Source organism: Leisingera sp. CC-HEC096, from assembly GCF_059429235.1.
In genome coordinates, this window is record NZ_JCAIJS010000001.1 from 1 (window position 1) to 12,873 (window position 12,873).

Annotated in this window: 8 protein-coding genes; 6 read left to right on the forward strand and 2 right to left on the reverse strand. The window is 64.7% G+C overall.

Annotated features, from left to right (window positions below; translation table 11 throughout):
• Positions 1-279 precede the first annotated feature (279 nt).
• Entirely contained in the window at positions 280-2,166 is a 1,887-nt protein-coding gene (locus AC5STI_RS00005; protein ID WP_495445126.1) for a methyl-accepting chemotaxis protein, read from the forward strand.
• Between the two features lie 233 nt (positions 2,167-2,399).
• Positions 2,400-4,301 (forward strand): methyl-accepting chemotaxis protein, encoded by a 1,902-nt coding sequence (locus AC5STI_RS00010; RefSeq protein WP_495445127.1) that lies wholly within the window; start codon positions 2,400-2,402, stop codon positions 4,299-4,301.
• 75 nt (positions 4,302-4,376) lie between these two features.
• On the opposite strand, the gene AC5STI_RS00015 is transcribed toward AC5STI_RS00010, so the two are convergent.
• Together AC5STI_RS00015 and AC5STI_RS00020 are read right to left on the reverse strand one after the other, a co-directional pair.
• A complete protein-coding gene (locus AC5STI_RS00015; protein WP_495445128.1) occupies positions 4,377-6,590 on the reverse strand; it encodes an NADP-dependent isocitrate dehydrogenase in 2,214 nt (737 codons plus the stop codon).
• A 322-nt stretch (positions 6,591-6,912) separates the two neighbouring features.
• Positions 6,913-7,410: an SH3 domain-containing protein gene (locus tag AC5STI_RS00020; protein WP_490398275.1), complete on the reverse strand. Its 498-nt coding sequence runs from the start codon at positions 7,408-7,410 to the stop codon at positions 6,913-6,915.
• 199 nt (positions 7,411-7,609) lie between these two features.
• Here AC5STI_RS00020 and AC5STI_RS00025 point away from each other — a divergent pair, with 199 nt between their 5' ends.
• The 4 genes from AC5STI_RS00025 (at position 7,610) to AC5STI_RS00040 (ending at position 12,818) form a co-directional block, all read left to right on the forward strand.
• Positions 7,610-8,596: a 2-hydroxyacid dehydrogenase gene (locus tag AC5STI_RS00025; RefSeq protein ID WP_475050420.1), complete on the forward strand. Its 987-nt coding sequence runs from the start codon at positions 7,610-7,612 to the stop codon at positions 8,594-8,596.
• 40 nt (positions 8,597-8,636) lie between these two features.
• Positions 8,637-10,415, forward strand: coding sequence for a gamma-glutamyltransferase (gene ggt, locus AC5STI_RS00030; RefSeq protein ID WP_495445129.1), 1,779 nt, complete (start codon positions 8,637-8,639; stop codon positions 10,413-10,415).
• 136 nt (positions 10,416-10,551) lie between these two features.
• Positions 10,552-11,955, forward strand: a complete 1,404-nt coding sequence (locus AC5STI_RS00035) for an FAD-binding oxidoreductase (RefSeq protein WP_495445130.1) — start codon at positions 10,552-10,554, stop codon at positions 11,953-11,955.
• Positions 11,956-12,488: 533 nt separating this feature from the next.
• Positions 12,489-12,818 carry a hypothetical protein gene (locus AC5STI_RS00040; RefSeq protein ID WP_490398272.1) on the forward strand — a complete coding sequence of 110 codons (330 nt, stop codon included), beginning with the start codon at positions 12,489-12,491 and terminating at the stop codon, positions 12,816-12,818.
• The last annotated feature ends 55 nt before the right edge of the window (positions 12,819-12,873 follow it).

Sequence of the window (12,873 nt, forward strand, 5' to 3'; positions counted from 1 at the left end):
AATAAACTCTCTAAACGATCACACAAACAAAACCGCCGCTGCGATAAACGCAAGCGGCGGTTTCGCGTTTCCAAGACCTAAAGAGCAGAAACCGCGCGCCGGAAAACTGCCCCTGAAGGCTTGCTGCAAACAGCCACGAGTGCCGCAGCCTCGCCAAAGACGATAATTCTCAGCACCAACCGCCGTAAACTGCCTTTGCAGCCCTGCTCAGTAGGGGATTGTTAGAGACTGCTTCCTAAGTTCGGTCCGCAATAGACCTGCAACGAAGGCTCTGCAAAAATGTCTCGAATACCCGCTTTTCTCTACCGTCTGCCCGTCCGGATCTACGCACTGGCCGCTTTGGCCGTTTTCTTGTTTGCTCTGTTGACCGTCTTCCTGCTGATCCGGGCAAACACCGCCGAATACGCCAGCCGCGAACGCGAACTGCACCAGATTACGGATCTGGCTTTCAGCCAGCTGGACGAATTGCAAAATCAGGTCGAAACCGGCCAGCTGGACGAGGCCACTGCCCTTGAGATGGGGCGCGCAACCCTCGATAGTTTGAAGTTCGGCACCGCGGGTGATTTTCACGCCTTTGATTTCGATCTGGTGATCACCGCAAATGCCTTTCTGCCGGAGTGGGTGGGCACCCGCCAGCCGGATTTGACCGACGAAAACGGCGTCAAGATCTATCAGGAAATGCTCAAGATCGCCAAGGCTGAGGGCCAGGGCTCGCTGATTTACCATTTCGCCAACGCCAGCACCGGCGTGATCGAGGCCAAGATGGGCTATATCCGCGTCTATGAACCCTGGGGTTGGATCGTCGGGACCGGTGCATATGTCTCGGATATTGAAACTAATGTGCGGCAGAACATCATCACCACGGCAACCGCGCTGCTTGTGACCCTGGCGGTTCTGATGGTGGGGGCAACCCTGATCACCCGCAGCGTCACCGGACCGGTGAGCGCTTTGCGCGGACGCATGCAGTCGATGGCCGACGGGGACACCGACAGCGCCATTCCGGCCACCACCAACAAGAGTGAAATCGGCGATATGGCACGGACTCTGGACGTCTTCCGGACATCCCTGATCCGCCAGCAGGAACTGGAGGCGGCGCAGAAAGAACTCGACGAGAAGCGCAGCAAGGTGGTGTCGGCGCTCAGCGGCAAGCTGTCCGCTCTGTCCCAGGGCGATCTGACGGTACAGATCACCGAAGCCTTCCCCAAGGACTATGAACAGCTGCGCCAGGACTTCAACTCCTCGGCTAGGAATCTCAGCGCTACCGTCGAGCAGGTAATTGCTGCGGCCGGCAGCATCCGCAATGGTGCGAGCGAGATCAGCCAGGCCTCTGATGACCTGTCGCACCGCACCGAAAGCCAGGCTGCGACGCTGGAACAGACCGCCGCGGCGCTGGATGAGCTGACGGCTTCGGTGAAATCGGCTGCCGAGGGCGCCCGCAGCGTCGAGGCGACGATGGAGGAGGCCAGGCACGAGGCCGAAACCAGCGGCGAAGTGGTCCAAAGCGCGGTTTCCGCGATGACTGAGATTGAGCAGTCCTCCAGCCAGATTTCCCAGATTATCGGGGTGATCGACGACATCGCCTTCCAGACCAACCTGCTGGCGCTCAACGCCGGGGTCGAAGCGGCAAGGGCCGGCGAGGCGGGCCGCGGCTTTGCGGTGGTTGCCTCGGAAGTGCGCGCCCTGGCGCAGCGGTCCTCGGATGCGGCTATGGAGATCAAGACCCTGATCAGCAACAGCTCCGGCCAGGTGGAGCGCGGTGTGGAGCTGGTTGGCAAGGCCGGCGAGGCGCTGCAAAGCATCGTGTCGCAAGTCAGCCATATCTCCGGCCTGGTGTCCGGCATCGCCGAAAGCGCCGCCGAACAGTCGACCGGTCTGGCCGAGATCAATACCGGTGTCACCCAGCTGGACAAGGTCACCCAGCAGAACGCGGCCATGGTGGAGGAAGCCACCGCTGCGGGCCAGATGCTGAAGGAAGACGCCACCAAGCTCACCGGTCTGGTCGCCCACTTCAAGATCCCAGGCACCCGTCCCGCTGCCCCGGCGCAAGCCGCCGCCGCCCCGGCACCGAGCGCGCATGGACCCAGCAGCTGGGACGTCGAGGTCAAGCCGCAGCCGGCTGCGATGGCAGAGGGCAACGCCGCCAAGGACCTGTGGCAGGACTTCTGATCCTTGCGCCAAGCAAAACGAGAAAACGCCCGGGCATTTCCCCGGGCGTTTCCGGTTTCCTTTGGGCCAGGCGTCGGCCCTAGGGGGCCTGTGCGGCATTCCATTCAAAATGCGGCAAAAACCTCGCGGAAACCGGCATCAAAACTCCGGCAGGGCCCTGCAGGGTAGGGGTTTGTTAGAGACTGCCTCCTACAACAGGTCGGCAATAGAACCGCAATGAAGGCTCTGCAAGTATGTCCCGAATACCCGCTTTTCTCTACCGTCTGCCCGTCCGTATCTATTCCTTGGCGCTGCTCGCGCTTGGATTGACCGCCGTGCTCACCTTCGTGATGCTGAATCAGGCCGTGAACAACGCCTACGAGATGCGTTATAAGGAGCTGCACAATGTCACCGACGCGGCGGTCAGCCTGCTGCGCGACCTGGATGAAGGGACCAGGACCGGACGGTTCACTCCGGAACAAGCCCTCGACATCGGACGCGAGCGGCTGACCGCGCTGCGCTTTGGCGAGTCCGGCTATGTGTTTGTTTTCGATCACGACCTGGTGGTTCAGGCGCACCCGACGGTGCCCGATTGGGTTGGCACCAACCAGGGCGCCTATGAGGATGTGACAGGCATCAAGGTGTTCCAGGAGCTGGAGAAGATCGCCGCCTCTCAAGGGGCGGGGGAACTGACCTATTACTTCAAAAAGCCGGGCTCCGACGTGATTGAAGCCAAGATCGGCTATGTTCAGGCGTTCGAGCCGTTCGGCTGGATTGTTGGCACCGGTGCCTATGTTTCCGATATCGAAGCGGATGTGGCGGCCATGCGCAACAAGTCGCTGGCGGTTCTGGGCGGCGGCCTGCTGCTGCTGGCAGCGGCGGCCTTCTTTATCACCCGCAGCGTAACTGCCCCGCTGAACAGTCTGAAGAACCGGATGACCGCACTGGCGGATGGTGACACCGAAAGCGGAATCCCGTCATCCGGCGCGCGTAGCGAACTGGGCGAGATTGCCCGGGCGGTGGATGTGTTCCGCCAGGCGCTGATCCGGCAGCAGGACATGGAGCAGGAGCAGCAAGCGCTCGACGCCACCCGCAGCGGCGTGGTGGAAGCGCTCAGCAGCAAGCTGTCTGACCTGTCGCACGGCGATCTGACCGCACAGATCACCGAAAGTTTCCCGGCTGAATACGAGCAGCTCCGGCAGGACTTCAACAGCACCGCCCAAACCCTTAGCCAGACCGTGGAGCAGGTTATTGCCGCGGCTGACAGCATCCGCAGCGGCGCGGGTGAGATCAGCCAGGCATCAGATGACCTGTCCCACCGCACCGAAAGCCAGGCCGCGACGCTGGAACAGACCGCGGCAGCCCTGGATGAGTTGACCGCTTCGGTGAAATCCGCCGCCGAAGGCGCCCGCAGCGTCGAGGCGACGATGGAGGACGCCAAGCGCGAAGCCGAAACCAGCGGCGAGGTGGTGCAAAGCGCGGTCTCGGCCATGACCGAGATCGAGCAATCCTCCAACCAGATTTCCCAGATTATCGGCGTGATCGACGACATCGCCTTCCAAACCAACCTGCTGGCGCTGAATGCCGGGGTCGAGGCGGCAAGGGCCGGTGAAGCCGGCCGTGGTTTCGCGGTCGTTGCGTCCGAAGTGCGGGCGCTGGCGCAGCGCTCCTCTGATGCCGCGATGGAGATCAAGACCCTGATCAGCAGCAGCTCCGGTCAGGTGGAGCGCGGCGTGGAACTGGTGGGCAAGGCAGGCGAGGCGCTGCAAAGCATCGTGTCGCAGGTCAACCACATCTCCGAACTGGTGTCCGGTATTGCCGAAGGGGCCGCCGAACAGTCGACCGGCCTTGCGGAGATCAACACCGGCGTCACCCAGCTGGACAAGGTGACCCAGCAGAATGCGGCGATGGTGGAAGAATCCACAGCGGCCGGCCAGCTGCTGAAGGAGGATGCCACCAGGCTGACCGGGCTGGTTGCCCACTTCAAGATCCCAGGCACCCGCGCGGCCGCCCCGGCCAGGACGGTACCGGCGCAGGCCGCCGCAGCGCCGGCGCCGACCGCGCACGGCCCCGGCAGCTGGGACATGGAGGCCACGCCGCAGCCCGCCGCAATGGCTGAAGGCAACGCCGCGAGGGATCTTTGGCAGGACTTCTGAGCCTCAGCGCCTGCGGAACAAAAAAACGCCCGGGGGAAGCCCCGGGCGTTTTTCGTTTGTATTGGTGCGGATGGATCAGCCGATGATCGCGTTCAGCGTCTCCGAGGGGCGCATCACCTTGGCTTTCAGATCAACACTCGGGTTGTAGTAGCCGCCGATGTCGGCTGCGCCGCCCTGTGCTGCGGCCAGTTCGCTGATGATCTGCTCTTCCTTGGCGCCGAGTTCCTCGGCGATGGGAGCGAAATGCGCGGCCAGTTCTGCGTCTTCGGTCTGCGCTGCCAGCGCCTCGGCCCAGTAGCGGGCAAACCAGTAGTGGCTGTCGCGGTTGTCCGGCTCACCCACTTTGCGCGAGGGCGAGCGGTTGTTGTCGAGGATGCCCTGGGTGGCGTCCTCAGCCGCGGCGCCCAGCACGCCGGCCTTCTTGTTGCCCTTGCTGTCTGCGAGGAAGTTCAGCGATTCCCCCAGCGCGCAGAATTCACCCATCGAATCCCAGCGCAGGTGGTTTTCCTCGACCAGCTGCTGCACGTGCTTGGGTGCAGAGCCGCCGGCACCGGTCTCGAACAGGCCGCCGCCGTTCATCAGCTTGACGATCGACAGCATCTTGGCCGAGGTGCCCAGCTCCAGGATCGGGAACAGGTCGGTCAGGTAGTCGCGCAGCACGTTGCCGGTGATTGCGATGCTGTCCTCGCCCTTGGTGATGGTTTCGAGGCTCTGGCGGGTGGCTTCGCGCGGCGCCAGGATCTGGAACTTGTCCGCAACGCCGGCTTCTTCCAGCGCGGGCTTCACGTATTTGATCAGCTCGGCGTCATGGGCGCGGTTTTCGTCCAGCCAGAAGATCGCCTCGGAGCCGGTCAGCCGCTGACGGTCCAGTGCCAGCTGGATCCAGTTTTCGATCGGTGCCTTCCTGACGGTGCAGGAACGCCAGATGTCGCCCGCTTCCACCTCATGCTCATGCAGCGTGTCGCCATTGGCCAGAACCACCCGGATGGTGCCGTCCGCGGGCGCCTCGAAGGTGGTGGGGTGGGAGCCGTATTCCTCAGCCTTCTGCGCCATCAGGCCGACGTTGGCCACGGCACCGGCGGTGGCCGGGTTCAGTGCGCCGTTTTCCTTGAAGAACTTAATGCTCTCGTCATAGACCGGCGCATAGCAGTTGTCGGGGATCACGCAGTTGGTGTCGCCCTTGCTGCCGGTCTCATCCCAGCCCTTGCCGCCGGCCCGGATCACCGCGGGCATCGAGGCGTCGATGATCACGTCGGAGGGGACGTGCAGGTTGGTGATGCCCTTGTCGCTGTCGACCATGTACATGGAGGGGCGCTCGGCGCGCACCGCGTCGATGGCGGCCATGATTTCCGGGTTGTCCTTGACCCGGTTCAGCAGATCGCCGAGGCCGGAGTTCGGATCAACGCCCAGGGCCTCCAGCTGCGGGCCGAACTGGTCGAACACCGGCGCCAGCCAGGCCTTGACCGCATGGCCGAAGATGATCGGGTCGGAGACCTTCATCATGGTGGCCTTGAGGTGCAGCGAGAACATGGTGCCGTCTGCCTTGGTGTCCTCGATGGCGTCCTTCAGGAAGGCCGACAACGCCTTGGCCGACATGAAGGTGGCGTCGGCCACGGTGCCTTCTGCCAGCGGCCAGCTGTCCTTCAGCACGGTGACGGCGCCGTCCTTGCCAACGAACTCGATCTTCGCGTCACCCGCCTGCGCGGCGGTGATGGTCGCGGATTTCTCGTTTGCATAGAAGTCGTTGCCCGGCATCGACGACACTTTGGTCTTGCTGTCCGTCGACCAGGACCCCATCGAATGCGGGTTCTTCTGGGCAAAGTTCTTGACTGCCTTGGCAGCGCGGCGGTCGGAGTTGCCTTCGCGCAGAACCGGGTTCACCGCCGACCCCTTGATGGCGTCATAGCGGGCGCGGGCGGCTTTCTCTTCGTCGGTCTTGGGCTCTTCCGGGTAGTTCGGAATGTCAAAGCCCTGGCCCTGAAGCTCAGTGACGGCGGCCACCAGCTGCGGCACCGAAGCGGAGATATTGGGCAGCTTGATGACATTTGCGTCCGGGGTCTTCACCAGCTCGCCCAGCTCTGCCAGGTCATCGCTCTGGCGCTGCTCTGCGGTCAGGTTTTCCGGGAAGGCGGCGAGGATGCGGCCCGCCAGCGAAATGTCCTTGGTGCCGACAGAGACACCGGCGGCGGCGGCGAACTTGCGGATGATCGGCAGGAAAGATGCCGAGGCCAGTTCGGGCGCTTCGTCTACAATGGTATACAATATGTCCGGGGTTTGATTTTCTGCCATGTTCCACAACCTTTCAGCGATCTCGGAGGCTTTTGTGACGGCAGCGCGGACGGGCCGCGCCGGTGAGGGTATTCCGGTGCTGCCGGGGCGGGGCCCGGGAAACCGGGCCGGAACCTGCTTTGGCAGCTATAGATACGGCCCTCATGTAGAACACCATTGCTGCGGGTGCAATGGTTTGGCGCATTTCCCTCCCCGCGCGGATTGCCGCGGCAGAAGGGAGGGGCGCTGCCCCGCAGGTTCGAAGGAAGAGGGTCGCTGCCCCTTTTGGGCCCTTGGCCCAATTCACCCCGGAGTATTTCGGGAAAGATGAAAGGGGCAGGGGTTATTCGCGCAGCTCATCCGGGGCGACGCCCCAGAGCTTTTTCTTGGGGGCCCAGCCGCTGTAGCCGCCGGCCGAGATCTCGCACCAGCTGGTTTCGCATTCGCCAAGGCGGGCGACCACGCCCAGCTCGAAGGCGGCAGTGACCGGCGCGCGGGTGTCGGGGCGGGAATGCACGGTCAGCATGTCTTCTTCGACCAGCACCGTGCGCACGCCCGACAGAAGCGCGTAATGCACCCAGCCGCCGGCCCCCTCGCGGTCCTGCACCCGGCGCCAGTGGCCGTACTCAGCAGTGATTTCCAGCGGCATGCCGCGGCGCTTGAACACCCAGTCGATCTTGTGGCTGAGCGAGGGGCCGCGGCGCACATTGCCTTTGGCAGCCTTCATCGAAACATAGCGGGGCAGGGGGAGGTTGGTGACAGGCCCGCGGGATTCGGCCGCGCAGACTGCGCCCGTCAGGGCCAAGGCTGCCGCCGCTGCCGCCAGATGGCGGATTGCCATTGCCGCTTGTCTCACTGCCTGCTCGCCTCTTCTTGCCCAGCCTCTTGTTCCGGTGTTCTGCCCGTTTCGGTCTGACCCGCCGCGCCGCTAAATTTCCGGTTGCGGGCCGGGGAATGCGGTTGGGTTCTTGTGCCTCTTCGCATCCTGCGCCACGATGCCATGGAGGCGTGCGGAATGAAAAGCCCAAGGGAGAGCACAAGTGCCAAGAGACCGATTGAGTGTTGTCGTTACGCGACGGTTGCCGGAACCTGTGGAGACCCGGCTGAGCGAGCTGTTTGATGTGCGCCTGCGCGAGGATGACACGCCGATGACCCGGACCGAGCTGGCCGCGGCGCTGAAGGACGCTGATGTGCTGGTGCCCACCGTCACCGACAACATTGATGCAGGGCTGCTGGGGCAGGCGGGCGACCGGCTGAAGCTGATTGCCAACTATGGTGCCGGCGTCGACCATATCGATGTGGCCACCGCCCGCCAGCGCGGCATCCTGGTGTCCAACACGCCCGGCGTGCTGACCGACGATACCGCCGACATGGCGATGGCGCTGATCATGGCAGTGGTGCGGCGGATGCCCGAAGGCCTGGCGGTGATGCAGAAGGGCGACTGGCAGGGCTGGGCGCCGACCGCTTTCTTAGGCGGCCGCATTGCCGGGCGCCGCCTGGGCATCCTTGGCATGGGCCGGATCGGCCAGGCCGTGGCCAAGCGTGCCGCCGCCTTTGGCATGCAGATCCATTACCACAACCGCCGCCGCCTGCGCCCGGAGGTCGAAGAGAAGCTGGAGGCCACCTATTGGGAGAGCCTCGACCAGATGGTGGCGCGGATGGACGTGCTTTCGGTCAATTGCCCTTCGACACCCTCCACCTTCCACCTGATGAACGCCCGCCGCTTGAAGCTGATGAAACCCTCGGCGGTGATCGTGAACACCTCGCGCGGCGAGGTGATCGACGAAATGGCGCTGACCCGGATGCTGCGCGCCGGGGAAATCGCGGGCGCGGGTCTCGACGTCTATGAGCATGGCACCGACATCAACCCGCGCCTGCGGGAGCTGCCGAATGTGGTGCTGCTGCCGCATATGGGCTCGGCCACCCTCGAAGGCCGGATCGAGATGGGCGAGAAGGTGCTGTTGAATATCAAGACTTTCGAGGACGGCCACCGCCCGCCGGATCAGGTGGTGCCGTCGATGCTGTAAGCGCGCTGGAGTGTGGCTGGGCATTTAAGGGAGGACTTTCATGAAGTATCTGATTCTGGCCGCTGCCGCGCTTGCCGCGGGATCCGCCGCCGCGCAGGAGGCTGCGGATGCGGTCGCGCCCGAAGGCGCGACCGCCGGCACGTTTGAGGCGATCTCCTCCGAAGTGGCCGCTGCGCTGGAAGCCAAGGCCGCAGGCGAGCCGGTGGAGGCGGAAAACTGGATGGTTGCCGCCGCCAACCCGCATGCGGTGGAGGCCGGCGCCGGCGTCCTGCGCGCAGGCGGCACCGCGGCCGACGCGATGGTGGCGGTGCAGACCGTGCTGGGTTTGGTGGAGCCGCAATCCTCGGGCCTCGGCGGCGGCGCGTTTCTGGTCTGGTATGATGCTGCCACCGGCGAGGTGACGACGCTGGACGGGCGCGAGACCGCACCGCTCGCCGCTATGCCGACGCTGTTCCAGGATGAGAACGGCGAGCCGCTGCAGTTCTTTGACGCAGTGGTCGGCGGTCTTTCTGTCGGCACCCCGGGCACGCCCGCGCTGCTGGAGGCGGCGCACCGCCGCTGGGGGCAGGCCAACTGGCCGTCGCTGTTTGAACCGGCGATCCGGCTGGCGGAGGAGGGCTTTGCCGTCTCGCCGCGCCTGGCCGGACTGGTGGAGCGCGATGCCGAGCGTCTGGCACGGTTCACGGCCACCGCCGCCTACTTCCTGCCGCAGGGAGAACCGGTCCAGGAAGGCGCGGTGCTGCTGAACACGGACTATGCCGAAACCCTGCGGGCATTGGCTCAGGACGGCGCGGGGGCGTTTTACTCCGGGCCGATCGCGGCAGAAATCGTTCACGCCGTCACCGCTGCCGAGGGCAACCCGGGTGTGCTTTCGGCCACGGACCTTGCGCTCTATCAGGTAAAGGAACGCCCGGCGGTCTGTGTTGCTTACCGCGATTTCGAGGCTTGCGGCATGGGGCCGCCGTCTTCCGGCGCGCTCACCGTGGGCCAGATCCTGGGGATGCTGAACTCCTATGACCTGGCTGAATTGGGGGCGGACAGCGCCCAAGCCTGGCGGCTGATCGGCGATGCCTCGCGCCTCGCTTTTGCCGACCGCAGCCGCTACATGGCGGACAGCGACTATGTGCCGGTGCCCACCCATGGCCTGGTGGCGGCGGATTACCTGGCCAGCCGCGCGGAGCTCTTGCAGGGCGATGACGCGCTGCCGGAGGTGTCGCCGGGCTCGCCCGAGTTCGACCATGCGCTGCTGGCGGACGACGAGTCGATCGAGCTGCCCTCGACATCGCATATCTCGATCGTGGACCAGTACGGCAACGTGCTGTCGATGACCACGACGATCGAAAACGCCTTCGGCTCGCGGCTGATGGCGGGCGGCTTCCTGCTGAACAACGAACTGACGGACTTTTCCTTCCGCACCCACGCCAACGGCGTGCCGATTGCCAACCGGCTGGAGCCGGGCAAACGGCCGCGCTCCTCCATGGCGCCCACGATTGTGCTGCGCGAGGGCAAGCCGGTGCTGGCCATCGGCTCCCCCGGCGGCAGCCGCATCATCGGCTATGTGGCGAAATCCATTGTCGCCTGGGCCGATTGGGGGCTGAACATCCAGGAGGCGCTGGCGCTGCCGCATCTGGTCAACCGCTTCGGCACCTATGATCTGGAGGCAGGCACCAGCGCCGAAGACCTGGGCGAGGCGCTGACCGGGATGGGGTATGAGGTGAACGCCCGCGACCTGACCTCCGGCCTGCACGCGATTGAGATCGGCGAGGGGCTGAAAGGCGCTGCTGATCCCCGCCGCGAAGGGATTGCCTTGGGCGGATAATGCTATCCGGTCCGGCGGCAGCGCCGGTCCGCCGCTCCTCTACCGGCTACTGGGTATTGCCGCCCCGCAACTTGGGGGCGTAGGTTAACAGGTGAATGTTCCGGGCGTCAGGCCCATTTCCCGGGGGGAACCGATCATGGTGCAAGCCACATCACTGCCGCGCAACGAGGCCGGGATCGCCGCCGCCATCGAGACGCTGACCCAGCAGTTCGGAGACCGACTGCAGACGGGCCAGTCGATCCGCGAGCAGCACGGCCACACCACCACCTGGATTACCAATCAGGCGCCCGATGCGGTGATCTTCCCGGAGACCGCCGGGGAGGTCTCTGAGATCGTCAAAGTCTGCGCCGAATACGGCGTGCCGGTCATTCCCTTCGGCACCGGCACCTCGCTGGAGGGGCATGTGAACGCCCCGGCAGGCGGCATCTGCATCGACCTGATGCGGATGGACAAGATCATCGCCGTGCATCCCGAGGATCTGGATGTGGTGGTGCAGCCCGGCGTCACCCGCGAGCAGCTCAACACCTACCTGCGCGACCAGGGCCTGTTCTTCCCGATCGACCCCGGCGCCAATGCCTCGCTGGGCGGCATGGCGGCGACGCGGGCGTCGGGCACCAATGCGGTGCGCTATGGCACCATGAAGGACAATGTGCTCAGCTTGGAGGCGGTGATGGCCGACGGCGGCGTTATCCGCACCGCGCAGCGGGCCAAGAAATCCTCGGCGGGATATGACCTCACCCGCCTTCTGGTGGGGTCCGAAGGCACCCTGGGCCTGATCACAGAACTGACCCTGAAACTGCAGGGCATCCCGGAGGCGATCCGCTCGGCCCGCTGCTCTTTCCGCTCCGTCGACGATGCCTGCCGCGCGGTGATGATGACGATCCAGTACGGCATCCCCGTCGCCCGCATCGAGCTGCTGGACGCGCTCAGCGTGCGCGCCGCCAACGCCTATTCCGGACTCGACCTGCCGGAGACACCCCTGCTGCTGCTGGAATTCCATGGCTCGGACGCGGGCGTGGTGGAGCAGTCCGACATGTTCGCCTCCATCGCCGAGGAATTCGGCGGTCTTGACATCGCCGCGACGTCCACCGCCGAAGAGCGCAGCAAGCTGTGGCAGGCGCGCCATGACATGTACTGGGCCTGCCTGCAGCTGCGCCCCTCTGCCAAGGGGATCTCCACCGACGTCTGCGTGCCGATCTCCAAGCTGGCGGAATGCGTTGCTGCTGCACGGGAAAAGGCCGAAGGCATGGGGCTGCTCGCACCGATGGTCGGCCATGTGGGCGACGGCAACTTCCACGCGCTTTTGCTCATCGACATGGACAGCGATGCGGAGCGGCAAAAGGCGGACGAATACATCGGCTGGCTCAACGAAATGGCGATTGCGATGGACGGCACCTGCACCGGCGAGCACGGCATCGGCCAGGGCAAGCGCCCCTATCTGCAGCAGGAATTGGGCGAGGCAACCCGTTACATGGCGGCGATCAAGGCGGCGCTGGATCCGGACAACATCCTGAACCCGGGCAAGATACTGGAGATGTGAGCTGCGGGCGCCCGCCAGCGGTCCGGGCTGGGCCGGCGGCGGGATTTGAGTATTTGGGGAAAGATGAAAGCGCAGGTCCAGTGCATTCATCTTTCCAAAAAATACTCACACGGCAGCAGCAGCGGCGATCACGCCGCTTTGGGTGTTGCACACCCGGCGCACGCCTGTCTCACCGCATCTTAAGCGCAGCCTGCCATGATGCCCCTGATCGCGGTCACCGCCGGGCCTGACACCCCCGGCATCCAGGAACAGGGCCCGTTGGCAAGGGCACGCAGAGACAACGTTCAGCGTGCGGGAGGAACCTCCCGTCCCGCCTCCGCCTCTTGGCGGCGCCGCCACTCTTAACCGCTGATGATCAGCTCTCAAGGATCAGCACAGCCAAACCGCAGCAGCAACCGGCAGGGCAGGGGCCCTGGCCGGGTGAACGCAGTTGAAGGAAACTCTTCCCCGAAAAGCCGGAATGCTGCCGCATTTCTGCGCCGGGTTCTGACTTGCAATGAAACCGAAGCATTCCTGCGGAACCGGAGAGCGGCATGGGACTGAGAAAAACGATGGGCATCCTGGTGTTCAGCACCCAGGCGGTGATCGGCTACGACTACTACATCCAGACCCGCGACGCGAACCTCAGCTGGGGCGATCTCAGCGCCACCGACTATGGCACCATCCTTCAGGAGCGGTTTGCCCGTGCCCGGGCCGAGGACGCAGCCCGCCTGGCCGGCGGCGGCGGCACGTCGATCTGGGGTGAGGCCGCCAGTTATGGCAAGCGGCTGTTCACAGGCGGCGAGCAGGTCGCAGAAGCGCAGAGCGGTGAAGAAGCGCCGCCGCCCGTCTGCATCCGCCGCGGCAATGTAGCGGACTGCTGACCGCGGTCCGGACGGCCTGAAGTGAGACCAGCAGGGGGCGCGAGCCCCCTTTTTG

What these genes read in the sequence shown, in the direction of transcription:
- AC5STI_RS00005 (WP_495445126.1), top strand. Translation starts at nt 280, where the DNA reads ATGTCTCGAATACCCGCTTTTCTCTACCGTCTGCCCGTCCGGATCTAC.
- AC5STI_RS00010 (WP_495445127.1), top strand. Translation starts at nt 2,400, where the DNA reads ATGTCCCGAATACCCGCTTTTCTCTACCGTCTGCCCGTCCGTATCTAT.
- AC5STI_RS00015 (WP_495445128.1), bottom strand. Translation starts at nt 6,590, where the DNA reads ATGGCAGAAAATCAAACCCCGGACATATTGTATACCATTGTAGACGAA.
- AC5STI_RS00020 (WP_490398275.1), bottom strand. Translation starts at nt 7,410, where the DNA reads ATGGCAATCCGCCATCTGGCGGCAGCGGCGGCAGCCTTGGCCCTGACG.
- ggt (WP_495445129.1), top strand. Translation starts at nt 8,637, where the DNA reads ATGAAGTATCTGATTCTGGCCGCTGCCGCGCTTGCCGCGGGATCCGCC.
- AC5STI_RS00035 (WP_495445130.1), top strand. Translation starts at nt 10,552, where the DNA reads ATGGTGCAAGCCACATCACTGCCGCGCAACGAGGCCGGGATCGCCGCC.
- AC5STI_RS00040 (WP_490398272.1), top strand. Translation starts at nt 12,489, where the DNA reads ATGGGACTGAGAAAAACGATGGGCATCCTGGTGTTCAGCACCCAGGCG.